Origin of the sequence: Polynucleobacter sp. MWH-UH19D (assembly GCF_040409795.1) — a bacterium.
GTDB lineage: Bacteria > Pseudomonadota > Gammaproteobacteria > Burkholderiales > Burkholderiaceae > Polynucleobacter.
Genome location: NZ_CP099571.1, coordinates 1,045,594 through 1,071,218, shown reverse-complemented (window position 1 = coordinate 1,071,218; position 25,625 = coordinate 1,045,594). Strand labels below are relative to the sequence as shown.

The 25,625-nt window shown below is 45.6% G+C and carries 26 protein-coding genes and 1 tRNA gene; 19 read left to right on the top strand and 8 right to left on the bottom strand.

The window, feature by feature from the left end:
- Positions 1–3 precede the first annotated feature (3 nt).
- On the top strand, positions 4–807 hold the full coding sequence (locus NHB34_RS05450) for an enoyl-CoA hydratase/isomerase family protein (RefSeq protein WP_353426627.1): 804 nt from the start codon (positions 4–6) through the stop codon (positions 805–807).
- A 37-nt stretch (positions 808–844) separates the two neighbouring features.
- Here NHB34_RS05450 and hemW read toward each other — a convergent pair whose 3' ends face one another.
- From hemW to rph, 3 genes are read right to left on the bottom strand one after another with little or no spacing between them, the layout of a single operon-like run.
- Complete coding sequence (hemW, locus tag NHB34_RS05445) at positions 845–2,047, bottom strand: radical SAM family heme chaperone HemW (protein ID WP_353426626.1); 1,203 nt, start codon at positions 2,045–2,047, stop codon at positions 845–847.
- On the bottom strand, positions 2,040–2,651 hold the full coding sequence (gene rdgB / locus NHB34_RS05440; RefSeq protein ID WP_353426625.1) for an RdgB/HAM1 family non-canonical purine NTP pyrophosphatase: 612 nt from the start codon (positions 2,649–2,651) through the stop codon (positions 2,040–2,042). Before rdgB ends, hemW begins: the two co-directional genes overlap by 8 nt.
- A gap of 22 nt (positions 2,652–2,673) precedes the next feature.
- Positions 2,674–3,414 carry a ribonuclease PH gene (gene rph / locus NHB34_RS05435; RefSeq protein ID WP_353426624.1) on the bottom strand — a complete coding sequence of 247 codons (741 nt, stop codon included), beginning with the start codon at positions 3,412–3,414 and terminating at the stop codon, positions 2,674–2,676.
- 35 nt (positions 3,415–3,449) lie between these two features.
- On the opposite strand from rph, the gene NHB34_RS05430 reads away from it, so the two are divergent.
- The 4 genes from NHB34_RS05430 (at position 3,450) to NHB34_RS05415 (ending at position 7,716) form a co-directional block, all read left to right on the top strand.
- Positions 3,450–4,403, top strand: coding sequence for a YicC/YloC family endoribonuclease (locus NHB34_RS05430; RefSeq protein ID WP_353426623.1), 954 nt, complete (start codon positions 3,450–3,452; stop codon positions 4,401–4,403).
- A 17-nt stretch (positions 4,404–4,420) separates the two neighbouring features.
- Positions 4,421–5,059: a guanylate kinase gene (gmk, locus tag NHB34_RS05425; protein ID WP_353426622.1), complete on the top strand. Its 639-nt coding sequence runs from the start codon at positions 4,421–4,423 to the stop codon at positions 5,057–5,059.
- A gap of 44 nt (positions 5,060–5,103) precedes the next feature.
- Entirely contained in the window at positions 5,104–5,307 is a 204-nt protein-coding gene (gene rpoZ, locus NHB34_RS05420; RefSeq protein ID WP_011902918.1) for a DNA-directed RNA polymerase subunit omega, read from the top strand.
- Positions 5,308–5,409: 102 nt separating this feature from the next.
- Positions 5,410–7,716 (top strand): bifunctional (p)ppGpp synthetase/guanosine-3',5'-bis(diphosphate) 3'-pyrophosphohydrolase, encoded by a 2,307-nt coding sequence (locus NHB34_RS05415; protein ID WP_353428553.1) that lies wholly within the window; start codon positions 5,410–5,412, stop codon positions 7,714–7,716.
- A 17-nt stretch (positions 7,717–7,733) separates the two neighbouring features.
- Here the strand turns inward: NHB34_RS05415 and greB are convergent, their stop codons facing one another.
- A complete protein-coding gene (gene greB, locus NHB34_RS05410; protein WP_353426620.1) occupies positions 7,734–8,234 on the bottom strand; it encodes a transcription elongation factor GreB in 501 nt (166 codons plus the stop codon).
- A gap of 18 nt (positions 8,235–8,252) precedes the next feature.
- Between greB and NHB34_RS05405 the strand changes: the two genes are divergently transcribed.
- The 8 genes from NHB34_RS05405 (at position 8,253) to NHB34_RS05370 (ending at position 16,299) form a co-directional block, all read left to right on the top strand.
- Positions 8,253–8,329, top strand: a tRNA-Arg gene (locus NHB34_RS05405).
- A gap of 99 nt (positions 8,330–8,428) precedes the next feature.
- Positions 8,429–9,619, top strand: a complete 1,191-nt coding sequence (locus NHB34_RS05400) for an ABC transporter permease (protein WP_353426618.1) — start codon at positions 8,429–8,431, stop codon at positions 9,617–9,619.
- Positions 9,619–10,428 carry an ATP-binding cassette domain-containing protein gene (locus NHB34_RS05395; RefSeq protein WP_353426617.1) on the top strand — a complete coding sequence of 270 codons (810 nt, stop codon included), beginning with the start codon at positions 9,619–9,621 and terminating at the stop codon, positions 10,426–10,428. Before NHB34_RS05400 ends, NHB34_RS05395 begins: the two co-directional genes overlap by 1 nt.
- Positions 10,425–11,360 (top strand): MlaD family protein, encoded by a 936-nt coding sequence (locus tag NHB34_RS05390; protein ID WP_353426616.1) that lies wholly within the window; start codon positions 10,425–10,427, stop codon positions 11,358–11,360. The genes NHB34_RS05395 and NHB34_RS05390 overlap by 4 nt, the downstream gene beginning before the upstream one ends.
- Complete coding sequence (locus tag NHB34_RS05385) at positions 11,357–11,983, top strand: hypothetical protein (protein WP_353426615.1); 627 nt, start codon at positions 11,357–11,359, stop codon at positions 11,981–11,983. The genes NHB34_RS05390 and NHB34_RS05385 overlap by 4 nt, the downstream gene beginning before the upstream one ends.
- 12 nt (positions 11,984–11,995) lie before the next feature.
- Positions 11,996–12,979, top strand: coding sequence for a tripartite tricarboxylate transporter substrate binding protein BugE (locus NHB34_RS05380; protein ID WP_353426613.1), 984 nt, complete (start codon positions 11,996–11,998; stop codon positions 12,977–12,979).
- 39 nt (positions 12,980–13,018) lie between these two features.
- Complete coding sequence (locus NHB34_RS05375) at positions 13,019–13,804, top strand: SDR family oxidoreductase (RefSeq protein ID WP_353426612.1); 786 nt, start codon at positions 13,019–13,021, stop codon at positions 13,802–13,804.
- A complete protein-coding gene (locus NHB34_RS05370; protein ID WP_353426611.1) occupies positions 13,801–16,299 on the top strand; it encodes an ABC transporter permease in 2,499 nt (832 codons plus the stop codon). Before NHB34_RS05375 ends, NHB34_RS05370 begins: the two co-directional genes overlap by 4 nt.
- 6 nt (positions 16,300–16,305) lie before the next feature.
- Here the strand turns inward: NHB34_RS05370 and NHB34_RS05365 are convergent, their stop codons facing one another.
- Genes NHB34_RS05365 through NHB34_RS05350 form a run of 4 tightly spaced genes read right to left on the bottom strand, consistent with a single transcriptional unit; the run spans position 16,306 to position 18,540 of the window.
- Positions 16,306–16,842, bottom strand: coding sequence for an RDD family protein (locus NHB34_RS05365; RefSeq protein WP_353426610.1), 537 nt, complete (start codon positions 16,840–16,842; stop codon positions 16,306–16,308).
- A gap of 11 nt (positions 16,843–16,853) precedes the next feature.
- On the bottom strand, positions 16,854–17,480 hold the full coding sequence (locus tag NHB34_RS05360; protein WP_353426609.1) for a DUF3106 domain-containing protein: 627 nt from the start codon (positions 17,478–17,480) through the stop codon (positions 16,854–16,856).
- A gap of 23 nt (positions 17,481–17,503) precedes the next feature.
- Entirely contained in the window at positions 17,504–17,974 is a 471-nt protein-coding gene (locus NHB34_RS05355; protein WP_353426608.1) for a DUF3619 family protein, read from the bottom strand.
- Positions 17,971–18,540: an RNA polymerase sigma factor gene (locus NHB34_RS05350; protein WP_353426607.1), complete on the bottom strand. Its 570-nt coding sequence runs from the start codon at positions 18,538–18,540 to the stop codon at positions 17,971–17,973. Before NHB34_RS05350 ends, NHB34_RS05355 begins: the two co-directional genes overlap by 4 nt.
- Before the next feature lie 192 nt (positions 18,541–18,732).
- Here NHB34_RS05350 and NHB34_RS05345 point away from each other — a divergent pair, with 192 nt between their 5' ends.
- From NHB34_RS05345 to NHB34_RS05320, 6 genes are all read left to right on the top strand, one after another.
- A complete protein-coding gene (locus NHB34_RS05345) occupies positions 18,733–20,520 on the top strand; it encodes an acetolactate synthase 3 catalytic subunit (RefSeq protein ID WP_353426606.1) in 1,788 nt (595 codons plus the stop codon).
- The gene (gene ilvN / locus NHB34_RS05340) at positions 20,520–21,011 is read left to right on the top strand and encodes an acetolactate synthase small subunit (protein WP_011902903.1); all 492 of its coding nucleotides are present in this window, start codon (positions 20,520–20,522) and stop codon (positions 21,009–21,011) included. Before NHB34_RS05345 ends, ilvN begins: the two co-directional genes overlap by 1 nt.
- Positions 21,012–21,066: 55 nt before the next feature.
- Entirely contained in the window at positions 21,067–22,083 is a 1,017-nt protein-coding gene (ilvC, locus tag NHB34_RS05335) for a ketol-acid reductoisomerase (RefSeq protein WP_353426605.1), read from the top strand.
- Positions 22,084–22,145: 62 nt separating this feature from the next.
- Positions 22,146–22,793 (top strand): phosphatidylserine decarboxylase, encoded by a 648-nt coding sequence (locus tag NHB34_RS05330; protein ID WP_353426604.1) that lies wholly within the window; start codon positions 22,146–22,148, stop codon positions 22,791–22,793.
- 81 nt (positions 22,794–22,874) lie between these two features.
- Positions 22,875–23,681, top strand: a complete 807-nt coding sequence (pssA, locus tag NHB34_RS05325; protein WP_353428552.1) for a CDP-diacylglycerol--serine O-phosphatidyltransferase — start codon at positions 22,875–22,877, stop codon at positions 23,679–23,681.
- A 226-nt stretch (positions 23,682–23,907) separates the two neighbouring features.
- On the top strand, positions 23,908–25,455 hold the full coding sequence (locus NHB34_RS05320; protein ID WP_353426603.1) for a 2-isopropylmalate synthase: 1,548 nt from the start codon (positions 23,908–23,910) through the stop codon (positions 25,453–25,455).
- The last annotated feature ends 170 nt before the right edge of the window (positions 25,456–25,625 follow it).

The window sequence follows — 25,625 nt, the reverse complement described above, 5'->3', positions numbered from 1 at the left end:
TTAATGTTGCAGGACAAGCAGGGTAATGCTGACCGCGTAGCGCAAGTCACTCTTGTGCTACGCAACAACATTGCTTATGTTACTTTTGATCATGAAGCCGCACGTAATGCGATGACGGTTGGCATGTACCAAAGTCTAAAAAGCATTTGCCAAGATCTGTCAAACAATCCCGCTGTACGAGTTGCAATCTTGCGCGGTGCAGGTGGCAAGTCTTTTGTATCGGGCAGCGATATTGCACAATTTGCCAGTTTTACTAGCGGTCAAGATGGCGTTCTCTATGAAGAGGGCATTGATAACTATTTAAGCCCTTTAGCTCTTTTACCTATTCCGACAATCGCAGTAATTGATGGAATGGCTATTGGTGGCGGTTTAGCAATTGCAAGTTGTTGCGACTTTCGTGTTTCAACTCCAGACGCTAAGTTTGGTGTCCCAATAGCTAGAACTTTGGGAAATTGTTTATCGGCTGCCAATGTTGCATGGCTGATTGCTCATATGGGCATCAATATTGTGAAACGCATGTTGCTCTTGGCCGAGCTCATACCAGCTTCCGAGCTACTGCAGCAAGGCTATCTCTTAGCCACCTATGAACCAGCAGATCTCGCTAAACATGCAGATGCGTTGGCCAACAAACTTTCTGAATTAGCGCCCATCACTCAAAAGTCGAGTAAGCTCACCATGGCGCGATTGTTGCGTAATCAATTGCCCGACTGCACGGATCTCATTTCAGAAACATATGGCAGTGCAGATTTTAAAAATGGTGTTGCCTCATTCTTAAAGGGCGAGCAAGTAGTTTGGTGTGGGAAATAAATTCATTTCTAAAAAATGAACTTCTAAGCTAAAAAACTTAGTTCAAAAATAATTCTTGAAGATTATTAAGGTAGCGTAAACCCAACGTGGACGCCTTGAGTGTATTGGGATTCTCATCTAACAAACCCTTTTTGCTAGCTTCTGCTAACGCTTTACTAATCACGCTGAGAGGCAAGCCAGTACGTTCACTAAAGGTATAGGTCTCAACACCACTAGTTAGGCGCAGTGCATTGAGCATGAATTCAAAAGGAAGATCTTTGCTTTCAATTACTTTTGACTCGATGAGTGCATTGCCTTTGCTTTCCATGGCGGACATATAGGTCTCTGGATGTCGCTCACGAATCTGGCGAGTAATGCGATCCGGAAAAGAGATTTTTCCATGTGCGCCAGCACCAATACCGATGTAGTCACCGAAGCGCCAGTAATTCAGATTGTGCTTGCATTCTTGATTTTTCTTGGCATACGCTGATACTTCATAGCGTTCATAACCTGCCTCGGACAGCAAGTTTAAGTTTTGCTCAAAAATGGCATCAACCTCATCATCAGAAGGCAACTTCGGTGGATAGTTTGCAAAGTAGGTATTGGGCTCTAAAGTCAGGTTGTAGAACGAGAGGTGGGGCGTTCCAAAAGAGAGCGCAGTTTGCACATCCACTTTGGCATCTTCTAGGCTTTGATTGGGTAAACCATACATCAAATCGAGGTTGACCGACTTAAAGTGCTTAAGAGCAATGGCGATAGCTTGTTTCGCCTCAGCTCCATTATGAATTCGTCCTAAAGTCTGAAGCTTTTCATCATCAAAGCTTTGTACGCCAATGGAAACGCGGTTAATGCCGCACTTAGCAAAAGCCGCAAACTTTTCTGCTTCAATGGACCCAGGATTAGCTTCCATGGTGATTTCTGCGTCGGGCTCCAAATTCACTCGAGCGCGGATAGCGCAAAGTAATTCGTCCATGCCAGCTGGCGACAATAAGCTTGGTGTGCCGCCGCCAATAAAAATACTATGAACTTGCCGACCCCAAGTATTGGGTAATTCTGTTTCCAAATCTTTGATGAGTGCTTGGATATAGCGTGTCTCATCAAAACCAGATTGATTGATACCACCTTTTTTTATCTGATGAGAATTAAAGTCACAGTAAGGACATTTCTTTTCACACCATGGAAAGTGGATATACAGTGCCAAAGGCGGAAGTGCTGTTAGGCTTACCGCTTGAGTTTGTAACAGTTCTTGTAAATTAGTCACGTTGGGGTTGTATTTCTTTGCGCGACTGTAACTGGTTAATGAGTTCACGTAAGGCTTGACCTCTGTGGCTAATAGCATTTTTTTGTTCAGATGAGAGTTCTGCTGCTGTTAAGCCTAGTTCGGGCAAGAAAAAGTGTGGGTCATAGCCAAAGCCATTAGCGCCTTTTGCCTCGTCAATAAATTTGCCATACCAACGCGTTTGCACAATTAATGGTTCAGGATCACTAGCGCCGTTTACAAATACGAGCGCGCAAACATAATGTGCTCCGCGATTTGTTTTTTCTTGAAGATTTTTAATGAGCTTTTGATTGTTTGCTGCATCATTTGCGGGTTCACCTGCATAGCGAGCTGATAAAACACCAGGTGCGCCATTCAGTGCATGGGCGCAAATTCCAGAGTCGTCAGCAAGAGCGGGTAAACCGCTAACTGCGCTGGCATGTCTTGCCTTGGCTAAAGCATTTTCAACAAAGGTCTGATGTGGTTCTTCTGCCGATGAAATGCCTAGTGCGCCTTGAGGAACGACTTCAAATTGCAAAGGTGCAAGTAAGGCTGCAAGCTCGCGCACCTTACCCGCATTGTTAGAGGCGAGAACTAGCTTTTGCATCAGATAGAGGGTTAATAAGAGCTTATTTCAGTGACTCAATTTGCAGCCTTGTGAGCTCATGAACTCCTTGCTCAGCTAGGTCTAGCAGGGCGGTCAGCTCGCTTCTAGAAAATGCTGCACCCTCAGCGGTACCTTGCACCTCAATCATGCCGCCTTTGCCAGTCATCACCACATTCATATCGGTATCGCAGGCAGAGTCTTCAGGGTAATCAAGATCCAATACCGGTACGCCCTGGTAGATGCCAACTGAAATGGCAGCAACACTATCCAAAATAGGGTCTTGGGTTAAAGAGCCAGCTTTTAGTAACTGGTTTACGGCATCACGTGCGGCCACATAAGCACCTGTAATAGATGCGGTGCGTGTGCCGCCATCTGCTTGTAATACATCGCAATCCAAATGAATGGTTCGTTCCCCAAGAATTTTGAGGTCAAAGATGCTGCGCATGGCACGACCAATCAGGCGTTGGATTTCTTGAGTGCGACCCGATTGTTTGCCGCGCGCTGCCTCACGATCGCTGCGAGTATGGGTTGAGCGTGGGAGCATTCCGTATTCCGCAGTCACCCAGCCCTCTCCAGAACCCCGTTTATGTGGAGGTACCTTATCTAAGATGCTGGCAGTACAAAGAACCTTAGTATCGCCAAAGGCTATCAAAACTGAACCCTCAGCATGCTTGGTAAAGCTGCGTGAAATCGTGACAGGACGCAAGTCACTCGGTTTGCGACCGCTGGGACGGGAAATATTGACTGACTTGGGGTTACTCATGGTTCGGTCCTAAATAAAGAATCTACAATGTCCATATGATATCGAGCATGACTGGTTATGGCAGCGCTTCTCGTCAAGTCTCCTTAGGGGCTGGCGTAGTAGCTGATCTGCAGGTGGAATGCCGGGCTGTAAACAGCCGGTTTCTGGATTTGGGCTTTCGTCTTCCGGACGAGTGCCGTGCTGCGGAGCCTGCGCTTCGAGAAATGACAACCCAAACCCTATCTCGAGGCAAAGTCGAGTTCCGAGCAGCTTGGCGTATTCATCAGTCGAATCAAGTGAATCACCCTAGCGCTACTGATGCCTCTCAAAGCGATGCGCATGCCTTGGGAGCGATCAGCAAAGAGCGTTTGGATGCGCTTTATACCTTGCAAGAGCGTGCCCAAGCCATTTTTCCCAAAGCTAGAGAGTTGAGCATTGGTGAGATCTTGCGTTGGCCTGGCATTGTTGCTGAGCCACGTGGTGAAGAAGATGGCTGGATTGCCGCAACAGTAGAAGCAGGTCGCGCCGCACTAGATGCACTCATGAAGAGTCGTCAAGCTGAAGGTAGTGCTTTAGTAACCGTGCTGACGAATATCACCATAAAGATGAATCAAATTATTGCCAACATAGAACCCAAAGTTCCTGAGTATGTGGTGCAATATCAAGATAAGCTCACTGAGCGCTTGGCTGAATCTTTGTCTGCCCAAGAACTAGGTAAAGGCATTGGTTCCGAGTTGATGGAGCGCATTCGACAAGAAGTTGTTTTATATGCCGTGCGTATTGATGTTGCTGAGGAATTCGCACGCTTGAAGACGCACCTCAATACCGTACAAACAGCACTTGCTGGAAAAGGCCCCGTAGGTAAGAGACTGGATTTCTTGATGCAAGAGCTAAACCGCGAAGCCAATACTTTAAGTTCTAAGTCAGTTTCTGAGGAATGCACCAAAGCCGCTCTCGAACTCAAGTTATTGATTGAGCAAATGCGTGAACAAGTTCAGAATCTAGAGTAATTTATTGCTATTGAAATATGACTACTTCTAACTCGACGCCATCTTATCAAGGCAGCATGTTGATGATTGTTGCGCCATCTGGTGCTGGCAAGTCCTCTTTGGTTAATGCATTATTGAAGGATGACCCCGCATTAAAACTCTCTCTGTCAACCACCACTCGTGCGCCAAGACCGGGTGAAGTTGATGGCAAAGATTACCGGTTCGCTACTCCAGAAACATTTATTGCTGAGCGTGATCAAGGTCACTTTTTGGAGTGGGCGCAAGTGCATGGCCATTTTTATGGCACATCCAAGCCATGGATTGAATCTCAGATGCAAGCAGGTAATGATGTGATGCTTGAGATTGATTGGCAGGGAGCGCAACAAATTCGGAAGCTGATTCCAATGGTGCAGTGGATCTTTATTTTTCCGCCATCTATTGAGGCGCTAGAGGAGCGTTTGCGAAAAAGAGGGCAGGATGATGAGGAAACCATTCAACGGCGGTTGGCTGCCGCCCATGTAGAGCTCTTGCATGCTCATGAGGCAGACTTCATCGTAGTCAATGATTCCTTTGAGCAGGCTCTATTAGATTTAAAACACATTTTGGCTTCTAGTCGTCTGCGTTCTGGTCCTGCTATGGCCCGCAATCCAGCCCTTTTGCAGCGTCTAGGGGTTTAATCGAGTATCCTATAGGTATTGAATTTAATTTAAGTGAGTCCAGCATGGCCCGTATTACTGTAGAAGATTGCCTTAAAACTATCCCCAACCGTTTTGAACTGGTGTTGGCTGCGACCTACCGTGCGCGCCAATTGGTTCAAGGTCACTCTCCACGAGTAGAGTCTAGAGATAAAGCTACGGTAGTTGCATTACGCGAAGTAGCTGCGGGCGTGACTGATCGTGACATGTTGACCAAAGTTCCTTTGTAATTTTGGGGTTCCGGTGTGGAGCTCCCTCTAGGATCTGGACCATCGAGGTCTAAAAACACATCGGAATTCGTAGGCGATTCTGCGCCTAAGGATCAGAGTCGTTTGCCCGAGCAAAACGCTCTCGATTCTGCGGGACAAGAAACAAGCAAGAAGTCGATTATTGCAAGCCTTCTTGCTCAATCAAGTCGCCACCTATTTGGCCCAACTTCTGCCCCCAGCCTTCCCTTAAAGCACCAAGTCGTCTCAATAGATGGCTTACTCTCAAAAATCGGCTACCTCAAGCCCGAAGAGGTTGTTCAGATTAAAAAAGCCTTTCAGTTTGCCGATGCTGCGCATCTTGGACAGTATCGTCACAGCGGTGAGCCTTATATTACTCACCCGGTTGCCGTAGCAGAACTCTGTGCTACTTGGCGCCTCGATGCTCCATCAATCATGGCTGCACTTTTGCACGATGTGATTGAGGACACGGGTAGCACAAAGGCTGATTTAGTAGAAAAGTTTGGCAACAAAGTTGCTGAGCTTGTAGAGGGTCTCACCAAGCTTGATAAGTTGGAGTTTCAAAGTCACGCTGAGGCTCAGGCTGAGAGTTTTCGCAAGATGTTTATGGCAATGGCGCGAGATGTGCGTGTCATATTAGTCAAGCTGGCTGATCGTACGCACAATATGCGAACGCTGGATGCAGTCCCTATGGAAAAGCGCCGTAGAGTTGCAGCCGAAACAATCGAAATCTATGCGCCAGTAGCCCATCGACTTGGTCTAAACGTGATTTATCGTGATTTGCAAGATCTGAGTTTTCGTTATTCAATGCCGATGCGTTTTCGGGTGATTGAAGGTGCCGTAAAACGAGCTCGTGGTAATCGCAAAGAGATGGTGGAAAAAATTTTGCAGGCCTCTCGTATGGCTTTTGCAAAAGCTAATCTTGAGGTAGATCTCCGTGGCCGTGAAAAAACGTTGTATAGCATCTATAAAAAGATGCGCACCAAGCATGTGAGCTTTTCGCAAGTCTTAGATGTTTATGCCTTTCGGGTGACGGTTAGCACAATTGATGAATGCTATCGTGCATTAGGTATTCTTCACTCGCTTTATAAGCCGATGCCAGGCAAATTTAAGGACTATATTGCGATTCCTAAACTCAACGGCTATCAGTCTTTGCATACGACGTTATTGGGCCCATCTGGTGTACCCGTGGAGTTCCAAATTCGCACTGCTGATATGCATGCTGTGGCTGAAGCTGGAGTGGCGGCTCACTGGGCCTACAAAGAAGGCTCGCCGGATATGAGTGAGGTGCAAAATCGCGCACACCAATGGTTGCAGTCGCTGATTGATATTCAGGACAGTAGCGGAGACTCTCAAGAATTCTTAGAGCATGTAAAGATCGATTTATTTCCCGATGCGGTTTATGTGTTTACTCCAGCGGGACAGATTCGGGCCTTACCGCGAGGGGCAACCGCTCTCGACTTTGCATATTCAATTCATAGTGACTTGGGTAATACCTGTGTTGCAGTAAAGATTAATGGTTTGCAATTGCCACTGCGTAGCGAACTAAAGAACGGTGACATTATTGAAGTGATCACCTCCGCAAATTCTCAACCTAATCCAGGTTGGCTAGCATTTGTGCGCACAGGCAAAGCAAGGGCATCTATACGTCACTCTCTTAAAACAAAGCATTATTCAGAATCTCTACAGTTGGGCGAGCGTCTCCTGGCTAATAGTTTGCGCCAACAGGGCGTTGATGCAGCACTTTTAACGCCTGAGATTTGGGAAAAATTAATGCATTGGACTGGCGATAAAACTCGTGAAGAGGCTTGCGTCAATATTGCATTAGGACGTCGCTCACCACAAGAATTGGCTATTCGTTTGAAGATATTGATTGACGATGAAGGCGGTTCTGAGCAAATGCGCTTGGGTGCTGCTGATTGGGTAAGCCCTAGTCAAGATCCATTCCATCATCAGCGCCAAGCCATCCTAGTGGATGGTCGGGAGGGTAACTCAATCCACTTCCAATCTTGTTGTCATCCAATCCCTGGCGATAACATCATTGGTTATTTGGGCAAAGGCGAGGGCTTGCAAGTGCATACAAATGATTGCCCAGTTGCCTTGCGTATGCTTTCAAAAGATAGCGATAAGTGGGTAGAGGTGGAGTGGGGCAAAGATCTCAACCGTGAATTTGAAGTTGATCTAGCAATTGATACGAGACAAGGCAAAGGTGTATTGGCACGGGTTGCCAGTAGTGTGACTGCTGCAGACTCGAACATCATGAATGTGTCTATGGAAGACCGCTTTAAAGAAGATTCTGTAACGATCCGATTTACGATCCAAGTCTATGATCGCTTACACCTTTCAAAAGTCATGCGAAGCTTGCGCACAAATCCTGACGTCATGCGCGTTACCCGCACGCGCGCGCTTTAAATCTGTCTGTAAAAACTTCACAGATACTGTACGTTCAGAATTTCAATTTCAATAGAGCCCGTTGGGGTTTGGATCATTACGCAATCACCCAATCTTGATTTAATTAAGGCTTTAGCAATTGGGGAAACCCAGCTAACATGGTTTTTTTCAAGATCTACCTCATCAACGCCAACAATGGTAACTTCAATCTCTTTTCCAGCATCCTTGCCAGCCAGTGGTGAGTAGGTCACTGTTGCCCCAAAGAAGATTTGTTCGGCATTGGTGTCGCCTGTTTTTCGAGCAGAATTGTCTACTACCACAGCCAATTCGAGGCGTTTATTGAGAAACCGAATTCGCCGATCAATCTCCCGAAGCCGCTTTTTTCCGTAGATATAGTCACCGTTTTCAGATCGGTCACCGTTGCTTGCCGCCCAATGAACCACCTTGACAACCTCCGGTCTATCAAGGTTTAGGAGCTGCAGAAGCTCTGCTTTAATCCGCTCGTGTCCTGCGGGAGTGATGTAGTTCTTCTCTTCCATGGCATAATTATGGCTGTTGCGGCTGTAGCTCAGCTGGATAGAGTACTTGGCTACGAACCAAGGGGTCGTGGGTTCAATTCCTGCCAGCCGCACCACCTTACACGGGGCCTAGTTGAAAAACTGGGCCCTTTTTCATAGATGTTTTGGTTTAGACGTTTCTCATTGCATTCATGTAGATCCCTTATAGTCTGTTTATGAGCGTTTCCGACACCATTAACCAAGCCCCTGTTGTAACAATGCCATCTGTGGCCTCTTGGACTCAGCTCGATACCAATCATGCCAAAATTTCCCTGATTGGTGATGTCAACATTTATAGCTTGGGTGGTATTTGGACAGAAATACAAAACAATCAACAGACTTGGCTCAATCAGTTTTCTGGAAATGAATTAAAAGCTGCAAGATTGACTTTTGATGCTTCGCAAGCATCAGCAATGGATGGCGCAGCAATTGCCTTTTTAATTAATACACAAGAAGTTCAAGAAAAGGCGGGAGCTCAATTTGAATTGCAGGGGCTAGAGAGTCGATATCAGCCATTGCTCAAAGAGTTTCAACCAATTAGCAATCTTTTTCCTGCTGTACTCCCCAAGCCAAAGATAAATTTTGTTGTTGGTGTGGGGTTAGCCGCTCAAAACTTGCTTAATGATGCAAGAGGGCTGATTACTTTCTTAGGGCACTTATCTTCTGATTTGGCTTGGTCGGTGCGCCATATTCGCCAGGTGCGTTGGGGTGATTTTGTAAATGCTGCAGTGGAAGCTGGTATTGCAGCATTGCCAATTGTTGGCTTAGTTTCATTCTTGATTGGCGTGATTGTTTCGTTTCAGGCTGCAATTGGTATGAAGCAGTTTGGCGCAGTTTCATTTGTAGGTCCTTTAGCTGCCTTAGGTATTGTTCGCGAGATGGGTCCTTTAATTACCGCTATTTTGTTAGCGGGCAGATCCTCTGCTGCCTTTGCAGCAGAAATTGGCACTATGACCGTCAATAGCGAGGTTGATGCCCTGGTAACAGGAGGTCTGAGTCCAATTCGTTTTTTAGTCGTGCCACGTGTTCTAGCGGGAATCTTGGTTGCGCCCATTTTGACTTTGTATGCTGATATCGTGAGCGTTATAGCATCAATGTTCACTATGCTTATTTACGGTATTCCATTTATTAATTTCTATAACGGTATGCTCAGTGCCGTTGACTTGGAAGACATCTTTTCTGGTTTAGTAAAAGCGACCATGTTTGGTGTGGTGGTATCAGCAATGGGATGCTTGCGTGGCATGCAAACAGGTACAGGTGCTGCTGCTGTAGGTATTTCTGCAACACGTGCCGTTGTGAGCAGCATTGTGATGATCGTTTTGGTTGACGGTATTTTTGCGGTTATCTCTTACAAGACTGGGTTCTGATGACTACTTCAATCCTTTCGAACCCCATTCCAAGTCAATCTAATGACGCGAGTAAATATGCAATTGAGGTAAAAAATCTCACAGTTGGTTATGGCACTCGTGTATTAATGCAAAACCTCAATTTCACTGTAAATAATGGTGAGATCTTCGTCATTTTGGGTGGTTCTGGTTGCGGTAAATCCAGTCTTCTCAAAAACTTGTTTGGCCTATATCAGCCCCTTGCAGGTGATGTTTGGATCGAGGGTCAAAACATCACAACCGCCCAAGGAGCAGAGCGTCAACATATCATGACTGGATTTGGAGTGATGTATCAGCAGGGCGCTTTGTTTGGCTCCATGAATTTATTGGAGAACGTTACCCTGTTTATGCAGGAATATACCCAACTGACCCAAATGCAAATGGACTTGTTGGCACGCTGCAAACTTGATTTGGTGGGGTTGTTGCCTTATGAATCCTATATGCCAAATGAAATCAGCGGAGGTATGCAAAAACGTGCTGCGATTGCTAGAGCAATGGCGCTCAATCCCAGAATTTTATTTTTGGATGAACCATCAGCAGGTTTGGATCCCATCACTTCGGCCGACCTGGATCAGACCATTATGGATTTGTCTAAAAATTTAGGCATTACCTTTGTGATTGTTTCTCATGAGTTAGCAAGCATCTACGCTATCGCCGATAAAGTCATTATGTTAGATAAGGATGTCAAAGGCATTATTGCCGAGGGAGATCCAAAGACGCTACGCGATACCAGTACCGATCCACGTGTACACCAATTCTTTAATCGCATTATGAGCAAGGAAGCTGAATGAGCAATAACTCAAATCCCAATTACTTTCGTCTAGGCATTTTTGTTTTAGCGGCTATCGGTGCTTTGATTGCGGCAATATTAATTTTTGGCTCAGGTCAGATATTTAAGAAATCTTTTTATGTTGAGACCTACATTAAACAATCGGTAACAGGATTAGATACTGGTGCAGCGGTGCGCTTTAGGGGTGTCAAGATTGGTCAAGTTAGCTTCATCGGTTTAACCGGTGATGTTTATGAAGATGATATGCCCTTTAAAGAGCGTAAACAGTATGTGGTCGTTCGTATGCAGATTTTTGGTGAAAAAGTAGATCAAAAACAGGTGGCTGATTTTGTTCGCAATAGTTTGCGTGCTCGTGTTAAGTCTATGGGCATTACGGGTGTGAACTATATTGAGTTTGATTTTTCTCCCATTAGCGCTCATGATTATCCGCCGTTGGCTTACTCTTGGAAGCCAGAATACCCAGTTGTTCCCTCATTGCCAAATCAGGCAGATGAAATTATTTCTGGGGTTCAGAAATTAGTCGGAGCTCTCAATGAAGTCAATATTGAAGCTACGCAGAAAAAATTTGACTCCTTGCTAAGCAACCTCAATATCTTGATGTCTGGAAATGGCAAAGATAATGCTGGTTTGGTTCAATCGGTTAAGGATATGAATGTGATCCTCGAGCGCATTGCTAAGGTAACCGATAAAGATGAGCTCACTATATTGATGCGTGAGTTAATTGGTACCATGGTGGCGATTCGTCAAACAGTTACCAGTATGCAGGGCGATACACAACTCACGATTGAGAACCTGAAGCAAACCAGCGAACAATTAAATGAGTTTTCGCGTATTGCCAGCCAGTCGCCATCCAGCATTATTTGGGGTGAGCCACCAGCCAAAATCACGCTACCCATGAATGGCACTCAAGCGCAGTCAGGAGCGCAAAAATGATGAAACCCTTTTTGTTATTTGCTACAGCATTGGTATTGAGCGCTTGTTCATTACCAACTCGTGCTCCTGTTACGCCAACAAGTTGGATGGTTTCTCCAGTACGCGAGGGACCTCCGCGCAAGACTCTCACAGATTATTGGTTAAAAATTGGTCCAGTAGCAGTAGCACCACCATTTGATGGTAAATCCTTGGTTTATCGACTTGGGGATGCCCGTTATGAAAAGGATTTTTATAACGTCTATACCTCAATACCTTCCGAGATGATTGTGAACGCCGAACGTCAGTGGATCAATCAATCGAATATATTCTCGGCTGCTTTAGGCCAAGGAAATAGTTATTTTTCTTATTACTTATTGCAAGCAACTGTTAACGAGTTATATGGTGATTACCGTGTAAGGCCCGAGGCTGTAGTCAGTATGGAGTTTTTACTAAGCTATACCAATGGTGCCAAAGGAAATTCTTTAATTGGGACGAATCGCTACACTAAGCGCGTTGCCCTTAAAGACAACACGCCACAAGCTTTGGTAATAGGTCAGCAACAGGCTTTAGCAGAAATACTAAAAGAGTATGAAAATCAGTTAAATCAATATGCTGGTAATTTACCAAAAGCATTAGGACAATAGGATGAAGAATTTATGAAACAAAGCAATATACAAGCATTGGTTGCATCAATAGTTAGTGCGACAACTTTATTGTTCAGCGGCTCTTCAGTAGCCCAAAACTTCCCTAACAAGCCAATCCGCTTGATTGTGCCATTTGCACCGGGGGGTAGCACTGACATCATTGCTCGTTCTGTAGGTGATGCATTAGGTCGTCAGCTAGGCCAGCCAGTCATTGTTGAAAACAAAGCAGGTGGGGGTGGTTCAATTGGTGCGCTAGAGGTAATGCGAGCTCCTAAGGATGGGTACACCATTGGTATGGCTACAGTCTCTACTACTGCGGCAAACCCAGCTATTAACCCTAAGATTGGTTACGATCCCATTACGGATTTCACGGCTATTAGCAACATCGCCGCAACTCCAAACATTATTGCGGTCAATCCTGCTTTTCCTGCAAAAGACTTCAAAACATTTTTAGCTGTGTTGAAGGCTAACCCTGGAAAGTATTCATATTCGAGCTCAGGGACAGGTGGCATTGGTCATTTGCAAACGGAATTATTTAAAAGTTTGGCGGGCGTATACATCGTGCACATCCCTTATCGCGGTGCAGGACCTGCGCTAGCTGATACTGTGGGCGGTCAGGTATCAATGATTTTTGATAACCTACCTTCAACCCTACCTTTTGTGAAGGACGGCAAACTAGTGCCTATTGTGATCGCTGCGCCTAAGCGTTTAGCTCAATTACCTAACGTGCCAACATTCTCGGAAGTGGGTTTAGCTCCTGTAAACCGCATGGCATATTACGGCTTATTAGGCCCGGCAGGCATTCCCAAAGATATTGTCGAGAAATACTATGCCGCACTAAAAGTTGTAGTAGCTGATCCAGCGGTAAAGAAACGGATTGAAGAGACGGGTTCAATCATCAATGTAAATGGACCGGAGGCCTTTTCCAAAGAGATTAAAGCGGAATACGCGGTTTACAAAGAGGTTGTGGCAAAGCAAAAATTGGCTTTGGATTAAGATCTCAAGCAAATAAAAATAAAAAATATTGGAGATATTATGGATCTAGGCATTAAAGGTAAAGTTGCATTAGTGATGGCTTCGAGCCGAGGTTTGGGTCAGGCAATGGCACTATCTTTGGCACGTGAAGGCGTCAAAGTAGCGGTTACTGGTCGAAGCCCTGAGGGCCTGCAGAAATCCGTAGAGCTTATCGAAGCTTTAGGTGGTGAGGCCTTAGCCCTGAATTGGGATCTATCTGATGCATCGGTGATTGATAGTTTGGTATCAAAAGTAGAGCAAGAGCTTGGCCCAATTGATATTTTGATCAATAACACCGGCGGACCTCCCCCTACGCCGGCTGCTGGACAAGATCCTGCCTTATGGCAAAAGAGCTTTAATGACATGGTGCTTTCGCTCATTGCTATTACCGATCGCGTCTTGCCAGGCATGCGTCAACGTCAGTGGGGCCGTATTATTACCAGCACTACTTCTGGCGCAATCGCACCTATTAAAAACTTAGCAATTTCCAATACCTTACGTGCCGCATTGCTGGGTTGGTCCAAAACTTTAGCCGCGGAAGTTGCCGCTGAGGGTATTACTGTCAACGTCATCATGCCAGGACGTGTTGCGACAGATCGCTTACGTCAATTAGATGAAGCGCGAGCAAAGCGAGAAGGCACAAGCTATGAAGAAGTTGTTAAGGCTAGCCTACGTCAAATACCCATGGGGCGTTATGGCGACCCAAGAGAGTATGGCGATGCAGCTGCCTTCTTAGCGAGTCAGAATGCCTCATTCATTACTGGCACCATTATGCGGATTGATGGCGGTCAGATTCAGGCGATTTGATTACCCGGCTGCACAATCTCTTTAGCGGTTTGCGACAAGACCTGCGCTCAAAAGAGCTCAGGTGGTTGCTTGCTGCTTTGGTGATTTCTGTTAGCGCGCTAACAAGCGTTAGTTTTTTGGCAGATCGAATGCATCGGGCTTTCGAGTTTGATTCGCGTCAACTGCTGGCATCGGATTTATTGATTGTGGCTGATCAAGCGATCCCACAAGGTTTAATTGAGCATGCAAGTCAAATTGGTTTAACAACGGCTCAAACCGTCGTATTTCCAAGTATGGCAAGTAGCAGCAATCAAAGCAAACTGGCTTCTATTAAAGCGGTTAGTGAAAATTATCCTTTGCGCGGATCTTTAGCAATCTATCCGCTTGGAGCAGATTCTTCTAAAGAAGCGCTTCAACAGCAGGGGCCGAGTGCTGGTACTGTTTGGGTGGAGCCAGCCATTCTCCGAAACCTGCAATTACAGCTGGGGGATGAGCTACGCTTAGGTGATCGCCAGTTTCAGATTAAGGGTGTGCTAACGAGAGAGCTTGATCGTGGTGCCGGCTTTATGAATTTCGCGCCGCGCATCATGATGTCATTAGATGATTTGTCATCAACTGGCTTGGTGGGCATGGGGAGTCGCGTCACTTATCGATTATTGCTAGCGGGTTCTGACAAAGAGGTTGCTACTTATCGTAAGTGGGCAGTGCGATTTATTGATGCTCAAAATTTACGCGGTATTCGTATTGAGACCCTTGAGAACGCGCAACCTATGATGCGTAAGACACTAGAGAGGGCTGAGCAATTTTTATCTTTAATCGCTTTGCTTACCGCAATGATTTCTGCGGTAGCGATTGCTTTATCTGCAAGACGTTACGCAGTTGGACAGGCAGATGTATACGCCACCTGGAAATGCTTTGGTGCGAGCAGAAGGCTAATTCTGAATAAACAATTCGCTACGATGTTGTCCTTGGGGTTATTGTCTGCGGTCATAGGATCTCCTATCGGCCTCCTTACGCAAGAAATTCTGACGCAATTATTAGGTAATTTGTTGGTTGCTTCATTACCAATGCCGTCCTTGCTGCCGATGCTCTGGAGCACGACATTCACTTGGGTGTTGTTACTTGCATTCGCAGGCCCACCTTTACTGAGTCTCTCGTCTGTGTCGCCTATTCGTTTAATTCGAAAAGAGTTTGAGTTTGCTAGCGCCTCAACGCTTTGGGTATTTGGATTGGCGCTCGTCAGTTGCGCTATCCTGATTATGTTAGTGGCCCGTGATTGGAAGTTGGCGCTATGGGTAGGCCTCAGTTTTATTGGCTCATTACTCTTTTTTTCATTGTGCGCTCGCCTTTCTTTATTGCTTATATCCAAAATTTCACTACGTCAATTTGCAACATGCTTTGCCTATATGGCAATGGTGCGTCGTTCAAGTTTTGCTGTAATGCAAATAACGGCGCTTGGCATTGCTATTCTGGCGATCCTGCTGATTTTCTTGCTAAGACAAGACTTGTTAAATGCGTGGCGTGAAAATATTCCACTGAATGCACCCAATCGTTTCATGATTAACGTGCAAGAGAATCAAAAGACGCCTCTAGCTAAACTCATTGAATCCTCTGGCGCACCTAAGCCTGATTTTTACCCAATGGTCAGAGGTCGTTTAGTTCAAGTCAATGGTGTTGATATATCGCCCGCTAGCTATACCGATGAGAACGCTAGACGTCTGGTTGATCGAGAATTTAATCTCTCTTACACCGATCAACTACCTGTTGGCAATCGTATTTTATCGGGAGAATGGATTTCAGGAGATCATCCACAAATCTCTATTGAGTCAGGCATTGCTAAGACATTAAAGCTCAAACTGGGCGATCAATTAACTTATGAGGTTGCAGGTGAAGTGGTTAGTGCGCCAATTACTTCTATCCGTAAATTGGATTGGAGTTCTATGCGAGTTAATTTCTTTGTAATTATGCCGCCAGCTTTATTGCAATCAATGCCGCAATCATGGATTACTTCTTACTATCAGGCACCAAATTTAGCTAGTTTGGATTTTCAGATTAACCAAGCCTATCCTAATGTCACAATGGTGGATGTCTCCGCATCGTTACAGCAGATTCAAGATGTACTTAATAGGCTATCTACCGCATTGGGCTTGTTGTTCATATTTACGCTATTAGCGGCAATTCTGGTATTGCTTACTGCGATGGCGGCTACCCAAGATGAGCGTTACCGTAATGCTGCCTTATTAAAGGCTATTGGTGCATCAAAACCGATTTTGAAGCGCATCGGAATTACCGAATTACTGATTATTGGTGGGGTAGCTGGCTTATTGGCAGGGCTATCTGCTGGGCTAGCTTCATGGTGTCTAGGGCGCTATGTTATGGATATTCAATTCAATGCCTTTGCGCAAGCCATCATTTTGGGTCTTGTGCTTGGCATTAGCTCCACTCTATTGGCGGGTTATCGTTTTCAAAAACGTATCCAGGGTGCCACAGCAGTGCAATGTCTGCGTGAGTGCTAATTCAAATTAAGAAAGCTTTACCAGATCCTTTGGTAATTCAACTAATCTCGAGTTTGCCAATCTATCTGGAAGGCTCTGGCGTATGGAGGGGCTACGTCTGTCTAGGAAAATACTCACTGGCCAAATGAACAAAGCAACTGCAAATAACATTTCAATAATTTGCCATTTCTCTAGATGAAAGCTCCACTGCAAGATTACACAAGGAAAAAGCCATAGGGATCCGTATACATAGCGCCAAATCGCTTGCCGTCTAGTTAGATTAAAACCATTTAAGTCGATGATACGAATACGCCAAGTTTGCATAGCTAGTGTTTGGCCTGACTTTGTCCAGTACCAAACAAAGTAAACGCCCAACACTGAGTACAAATAAAAAAAACTCAGCCAGCTAGGAAGAGAAATTCCAAAAAGAATGCCTAGCGCCAAATTGGGTACGAGAAAAGTAAATGCAATTACACCCAGCAACACAAGTTGCTCATAAAGACCGCAACAAACACGACGCCAAAATTGTGGCGCAGGTAATACATTGAACTCAGCAGGAGTCATTAGAGTGGGGCTTACTGGTTTTCAGTGGTGCTAGGAGTTGAAGTCGGCGCTGAACTCGCTTCAGGCGTAGTTATTTGTACTGCGCGTGGGTTTGGGGCAGCAGGGGCTGGGGTGGTTTCTCGTTTGATTGCATGTTGCTGCAAAGTTGGGGCGTTGGTAGCGTTTGGTTTTTTCTTGGACTCCATCTCCGCTAACTTCTTTTTTTGCTCCTCGCTTAATTTTTGATAAGCGCTCCATGCCTCAGCTTTTTTTTCTGCAGGGAATTTCAGGCTGGTGAGATAGTTTTCGCGGGCAATGCGTCTATCCCGCTGAGAAAGCTTAGACCAACTGGTCATGCGTGATTGGAGCCGCTCTTGATCTGTGGCAGTCATTTTTGGGTATATGTTTGAAACATAAATCCATTTTTTTCGGCTATCAGGAAGCATGTAGTCCCAGTCGCTCTCAAGGGGCTCCAGGATTTTTTGCTGAGCTGGGCTTAGGCTATCCCAGGTTCCGTCAGGTGTTTTTGCTTGTATTGCAGCAGTTTTTCCGTGAGGCGGAGAAGTATTTTGACCATAAACGCTTGTGCCACACAAAGCTGGCAACACTAGCATTGCAGCCATCAAGGCATTGCTCGTGAAGTTCTGGATAAGCTTCATTGTGTGAACCATCATAGCCAAGCTTATTTACTTGGTGATAGCTCATGAGTTGAGTCTTCAGAATCCGATAGCGGGCCATTCTTAAGGAAGGCCATAAATCCACTGTCAGCATAAGCATCTGGCGGAACATCATCAGTTAGTAATGCAGCGTCAACTTCGGCAATATCATTGATGCGAGATTCACTCTGCCATTGCGCGATACCAATCAGACCAAATACCAACACCACTAATGGAGCAACCCAACCTAGGGTGTCCCAAAGGTTGCTAGACGATTTAAAGCTGCCACCCCAATTTCCAGAGACGTTAGCCAAGACCGCACGGTTGACGCGAACTTTCTCGAGTTTGCGAACAGCCAAAGCTTTGTGACGTGCTTCATACAGACGATCTTTAATGCTGACGGGCAGATTTTGAGCGCCTTGGCTCAAAAGGGCGGCGCTAGCACGTCCGAATTCATCGGCTTGCATGGGTGACATGGTCTCATCAAGGTGTTTCACAGGGTAATTCCTTTTAATTTCAATGCTTTAGCTAAAGTTTGCGTTGCTCTGGAGCAATGCGTTTTAACGCTGCCTTCGCTGCAATTCATTGCTTTGGCAGTGTCGGTAATACTTAGCTCATCCCAATAACGCATTAGGAAGGCTTCTCGTTGACGCACAGGTAATTTAGTGATTTCTGACTCTAAAGCCTGTAAAAGCTGACTCTTTTCGAGCTGTTTTGCTCCATCTTGGTGAATTTCGCTGTCATCTGGCGCTGAAAGTGACTCTAGAGGGTCAAAATCATCGCTTTCTTCGGCTTTTTTGCCCAAGCTGGAAAAGAGGGTCACCCAAGCATTTCGGACCTTTTGACGGCGAAACCAGTCATGAACGCGGTTTTGCAAGATTCGGGTGAACAGCAGGGGTAGCTCTGCTGCTGGCTTATCCCCGTATTTTTCAGCCAGCTTAATCATGGCATCTTGAACAATATCCATTGCAGCGTCATCGTCACGCACGGCATAAACCGCTTGCTTAAAAGCGCGTTGCTCGACACTACTGAGAAAGTCGGATAGTTCTTGGGCAGATGCCATGCAGTCGATTACACCTGAATCGGTCAGAATTGAGTTATTTTAGGGGATTGCTATAGAATATAGGGCTTACTACCTAGATTCTCATTTACGAAGTGGTTTTTCCGGTAGCAGCGCCGTTCGAACTCAGGCCAAAAGCAGGGGATAGAACAGACCAAACAATTTTTTGCCGAAAATTGCAAAGGACGAAAGAAAATGAATACAAGCAGCGCCGAATTTTTAGCTACTAAAGCTAACAAAGACTCAGCAAATACAAATGCAGTAGCAGCGCCTCCAGAAATGATCGGTGCTGAGATGCTCGTGCATGCACTGCACAAAGAGGGTGTTGAGTACGTCTGGGGTTACCCAGGTGGATCAGTTCTCTTTATCTACGACGAAATTTTTAAGCAAGATAAGTTCGAACATATTTTGGTACGACATGAGCAAGCAGCAGTTCATGCAGCCGATGGCTATGCTCGTGCAACCGGTAAAGTTGGTGTCGCACTAGTGACATCGGGACCTGGCGTTACTAATGCCGTTACCGGTATCGCTACCGCATACACGGATTCGATCCCCATGGTGATCATTAGCGGTAACGTACCTACTTACGCGATCGGTGAAGACGCATTCCAAGAGGCCGATACCGTTGGTATCACTCGCCCAGTGGTAAAGCACAACTTCCTAGTGAAGGATGTTAAAGATTTGCCATTGGTGCTCAAGAAAGCTTTTCATATTGCGCAGACTGGACGTCCTGGTCCAGTATTGATTGATATTCCGAAGGATGTATCTGCTGCAAAGGGCCCATTCGTATATCCAGAGACGCTGGAGATGCGCTCTTACAACCCTGTAATCAAAGGTCATAGCGGTCAAATTCGCAAAGCCATTGCTTTGTTGCAAGAAGCTGAGCGCCCATATATCTATACCGGTGGCGGTATTATTCTTGCTGACGCAGCGCCTGAGCTCAAAGAATTTGCGGATTTGTTGGGTTACCCAGTAACCAATACTCTGATGGGGCTTGGCGGCTTCCCAGGCACAAGTCCACAGTTTGTTGGCATGTTGGGAATGCACGGAACCTATGAGGCTAATATGGCAATGCAACACAGTGATGTGTTGATTGCAATTGGCGCACGCTTTGATGATCGCGTGATTGGTAATACAGCACACTTTGCAAGTCATCCACGCAAGATCATTCATATTGATATCGATCCATCTGTAATTTCTAAGCGGGTGAAGGTGGATGTGCCAATCGTTGGTAACCTCAAAGAAGTCTTAGTTGAGATGACCGCCCAGCTCAAGGCTGCTGGTCCACGCAAGAATGGCGATAAGGTTGCCGCTTGGTGGGATCAAATCAATGAGTGGCGTAAAAAAGATTGCTTGAAATACGACGAAGCTTCACAGATCGTGAAGCCACAGTACGTTGTTCAAAAGCTATGGGAGCTCACGGGTGGCGATGCATTCATTTGCTCTGACGTTGGTCAGCATCAAATGTGGGCCGCTCAGTTCTACAAGTTTGATAAGCCACGTCGTTGGATCAATTCTGGTGGTCTAGGCACCATGGGAGTCGGTCTTCCATACGCCATGGGCATCAAGAAAGCATTTCCTGATAAGGATGTTTTCACGATTACTGGCGAAGGCTCCATTCAGATGTGTATTCAAGAGCTTTCTACATGCAAGCAATATGACACTCCAGTCAAGATCGTGTCATTGAATAACCGTTATCTTGGTATGGTACGTCAGTGGCAAGAGCTGACCTATAACAAACGTTACTCTAGTTCCTACATGGACTCTTTACCTGACTTCGTGAAGTTGGCCGAAGCCTATGGACATGTTGGTATGCGTATTGAGAAAAAATCTGATGTTGAGGGTGCGCTTAAAGAGGCGATTCGCTTAAAAGATCGTACTGTATTCATGGATTTCCAGACTGACCCAGAAGAAAACGTTTGGCCAATGGTTCAAGCGGGCAAGGGTATTACTGAAATGCTTTTGGGTAGTGAGGATCTTTAATGCGACACATTATTTCTGTACTTATTGAGAACGAACCGGGCGCCTTATCTCGTGTGGTTGGCTTGTTCTCAGCTCGCGGTTACAACATCGACACCTTAAGCGTTGCGCCAACTGAAGATCCATCACTTTCTCGCATGACGATCGTGACATTTGGATCTGATGACGTGATCGAGCAAATCACCAAACACTTAAATCGCTTGGTTGAAGTAGTTAAGGTATTTGATTTGAGTGAAGGCCCCCATATCGAGCGCGAACTGATGATGATTAAAGTGCGTGCGGTAGGCAAAGAGCGTGAAGAACTGAAGCGTACAACGGATATCTTCCGCGGACGCATTATTGATGTGACTGATAAGAGTTACACCATTGAACTTACTGGCGATGGCGCTAAGTTAGATGCCTTTATCGATTCGATTGACCGCGCATCTATTCTTGAAACTGTCCGTTCAGGAGGCTCTGGTATTGGGCGCGGCGAGCGTATTTTGAAAGTCTAATTTTTAAACCGATTGATTACTCTAATAACGATATTTTTAAACAGAAGGAAACAGCATGAAAGTTTTTTACGATAAAGACGCAGATTTGTCCCTCATTAAGGGCAAGAAAGTCACGATCATTGGTTACGGTTCACAAGGCCATGCACACGCATTGAACCTCAAGGATTCTGGTGTAAATGTGACTGTTGGTTTGCGTAAGAACGGTGCTTCATGGAATAAAGCTGCCAATGCCGGATTGGCCGTGAAAGAAGTTGCAGATGCTGTTAAAGATGCTGACGTAGTCATGATGTTGTTGCCAGACGAGCAAATTGCAGATGTTTACAACAAAGAAGTTCATAACAACATCAAGCAGGGTGCTGCGCTCGCATTCGCACACGGCTTTAACGTTCACTATGGTCAAGTTCAACCACGCGCTGACTTAGATGTGATCATGATTGCTCCTAAAGCACCTGGCCATACAGTTCGTGGTACATATTCTCAGGGTGGTGGCGTTCCTCACTTGATCGCTGTCTATCAAGATAAATCTGGCTCAGCTCGTGATGTTGCTCTGTCATACGCAACTGCCAACGGCGGTGGTCGTGCTGGCATTATTGAAACTAATTTCCGCGAAGAAACAGAAACTGACTTGTTCGGTGAACAAGCTGTTCTGTGCGGTGGCGCGGTGGAATTGATCAAAGCAGGCTTTGAAACTTTGGTTGAGGCTGGTTACGCTCCTGAGATGGCTTACTTTGAGTGCTTGCATGAGCTCAAGTTAATTGTGGATTTGATCTACGAAGGCGGTATTGCCAACATGAACTACTCAATCTCCAATAATGCTGAGTACGGTGAATATGTAACCGGTCCACGCGTCGTTACTGAGGATACTAAGAACGCAATGCGTCAGTGCTTGAAAGATATTCAGACTGGTGAATATGCGAAGAGCTTCATCTTGGAAAACAAGGCGGGCGCTCCAACATTGATTTCACGTCGTCGTTTGAACGCAGAGCATGATATTGAAGTAGTAGGTGCAAAATTGCGCGCGATGATGCCTTGGATTGCGAAAAACAAGTTAGTTGACCAGACGAAAAACTAAACAAGTGCTCGATTGAAGTTACATATTTTTTATAGAAGTTATTAAGAAGGCATAGAACAAAGATGATGTACCCCCATCCCATTATTGCGAAAGAAGGCTGGCCTTATTTGGCTTTAGTGGGAGTGATATCCCTATTGGTTCATCGTTTTGGCGGAATTGCGTGGTCATGGCCACTGTGGGTCGTCTTTATTTTTGTTCTACAGTTCTTTCGTGATCCCCAACGGATTCCTGCGCTCGGTCGCGATTTGGTTTTATCTCCTGCTGATGGACGTATAGTGGTTGTTGAAACTACTAATGATCCATACGCGGGTCGCCAAGCGTTGAAGATTAGCGTTTTTATGAATGTCTTCAATGTTCATTCCAATCGTAGCGCGGTAAACGGGTTGGTAAAAGAAATCCAGTACTTTCCTGGCAAATTCGTGAATGCGGATTTAGATAAGGCCTCTACTGAAAATGAGCGTAATGCTGTTGTGATTGATGCGAATGGTCAAATCGTGACCTTAGTTCAGGTTGCTGGTCTTATAGCGCGGCGTATTCTTTGCTACATTCACGTGGGAGATCGCCTCAAAGCAGGCGAGCGTTATGGGTTTATCCGCTTCGGATCTCGTGTGGATGTTTATTTGCCCTTAACTGCCGAGCCTTTGGTATCGGTAGGCGATAAAGTATTTGCTACGAATACCGCTTTGGCACGTGTGCCAGGACTAGATTAATTTCACTTAATTATTGGAAAAACTTTGAGCACATTTCGCCGTCGCGGTCGAATCCATCGAAGTCGCATAAATCCAGGTCGCATCAGCACCAACGAGGATCAATGGGCTGAAGTAATGGGTGATGAGCTGGACTATGAAGTCGAGGAGCTCGCACTTGAGAAGCCACGTTTGCGTAGCAAGGGTATTTATTTACTGCCAAATGCCTTTACAACCGCCGCTTTGTTCAGTGGATTTTTCGCCATCGTTAATGCGATGAATGATCAATTTCAGGTGGCGGCTATAGCAATTTTTGCCTCTCTTGTATTGGACGGAATGGATGGTCGTGTAGCGCGCATGACTAACACCCAAAGCGCTTTTGGCGAGCAGTACGACTCACTTGCCGATATGGTGTCATTTGGAGTTGCGCCAGCTTTAGTGGCTTACGAGTGGGCCCTAAAAGATTTGGGTAAGTGGGGTTGGTTGGCTGCTTTTACCTATTGTGCAGGCGCTGCTTTGCGCCTAGCGCGCTTTAATGTCAATACGGGTGTTGTCGATAAAAAGTTCTTTCAAGGGCTCCCTAGTCCAGCCGCAGGTTCATTGATTGCTGGTTTTATTTGGCTGGCTGATGACAATAAGATTCCAGTGCGCGATTCAGCCATTCCTTGGATAACGTTCTTTATTGCGGTCTACGCCGGACTAACCATGGTGTCTAACGCACGTTTTTACAGTGGTAAAGCTTTGGATGTCCGGTATCGAGTGCCATTTGGGGTGATGGTTCTATTGATCCTAACCTTTGTGCTGATATCCTCCAATCCGCCATTGACCTTATTTGGTTTATTTGTGATCTATTCAGCTTCTGGATACGTCATATGGGCGTGGGAACGTCTAAGCGGTAGACGTTTTAGCTAAAACCCTTTTTTTGGGGTATAGTAAATCCATAATGAAACATTTATCACATTTAAACAGCCTTCTTCTGCTAGCACTAAGCCTTATGCTTGGGGCGGGTAAGGCCTGAGTTGATGAGATAGAGATCATTCATTAACCACCAATACCAGCCCCAGCAAATTGCTGGGGTTTTTGTTTTTAAATAGAGTTAAAAGTTAAGTAAATTAAGCTAGCAAACCGGAGAGTAGTGATGAGCGACAAAGTAATCATTTTTGACACCACCTTACGTGATGGTGAGCAATCCCCTGGCGCGTCGATGACCAAAGACGAGAAGGTTCGTATTGCCCGTCAGCTCGAGCGATTAAAGGTGGACGTGATTGAGGCTGGATTTGCTGCAAGCTCTGAAGGGGATTTTCAAGCAATTTCCGCCGTATCTGCTGCCGTTAAGGATTCTATTGTGTGTTCATTGGCTAGGGCGAACGATAAGGACATCACCCGGGCTGCTGATGCTTTGCAGGCTGCAAATGCGAAACGTATTCATGCATTTTTGGCTACCAGCCCATTGCATATGGCGGTTAAATTACGCATGTCTCCAGAAGAAGTTTTGGAGCAAGCCAAACGATCCATTCGTTTTGCTAGAAACTTGGCCTCTGATATTGAGTTCTCTGCGGAAGATGGTTACCGCTCTGAGATGGATTTCTTGTGCCGTGTGGTTGAGGCTGTGATTAATGAAGGTGCATCAACAATCAATATTCCAGATACAGTTGGTTACGCTACTCCGGAGTTATATGGAGACTTCATTAAAACCTTGCGCACTCGTGTACCAAATTCGGATAAAGCGATTTGGTCCGTGCATTGCCATAATGATTTAGGAATGGCCGTAGCGAATTCCTTGGCCGGTGTGAAGATTGGTGGGGCGCGACAAATTGAGTGCACTATAAATGGCTTAGGTGAGCGTGCTGGCAATACTGCATTGGAAGAGATCGTGATGTCATTGCGAACTCGAAAAGACTACTTTGATATGGTTTGCGGCATTGATGCCAGTCAAATTGTTCCAGCATCGAAATTGGTTTCTCAAATCACCGGTTTTGTGGTCCAGCCAAACAAAGCAGTTGTAGGTGCAAATGCTTTCGCGCACGCCTCTGGTATTCATCAGGACGGTATTTTGAAAAATCGTGAAACCTATGAAATCATGCGCGCAGAAGACGTGGGTTGGACAACCAATAAGATTGTTTTAGGCAAATTGTCAGGACGCAATGCTTTTAAACAGCGCTTGCAAGAATTGGGCATTACTGTTGAAGCTGAAGCAGATTTGAATGAGGCATTTACACGTTTTAAGGCATTAGCGGACCAAAAGGCGGAGATTTTCGACGAAGATATCATCGCGATCATGTCGGATGCTGCAGCCGCTGAAGAGGGTGAGTTTTATCACTTTGTCTCATTGAATCAACACTCCGAAACAGGCGAGCGTCCTAAGTCTCGCGTTACTTTTCGTATGGGTGGTAAGGAAGTTAGCTCCGAGGCTGAGGGAAATGGTCCGGTGGATGCAAGCTTAAATGCTATTGAAGGGGTTGCAAAAAGTGGGGCAGAGCAGTTGCTGTACTCTGTCAATGCAATCACCTCGGGTACTCAATCGCAAGGCGAGGTTACCGTCCGGCTATCTAAGGGCGGTCGGATCGTAAATGGCGTTGGCACAGATCCTGACATCATTGCAGCCTCTGCAAAGGCCTATTTATCCGCTTTGAATAAGTTACATGACCCAAGTCAGGCAAAGCTCAATGCTCAAATGACGCCCTAAGGCTTGATATAAATTCTTTAAGTCATTGTTTTTAAACGATAAAATGTATAAAGCCCTCTAATGAGGGCTTTTTCATTGGTTAAGGAGATGCTCCTAGTCTGATACAATTCAAGGGCTTTGATTTATAAAGCTTTTTTAGTTTTTTGTTTAATTAGGCACGACACAATTTG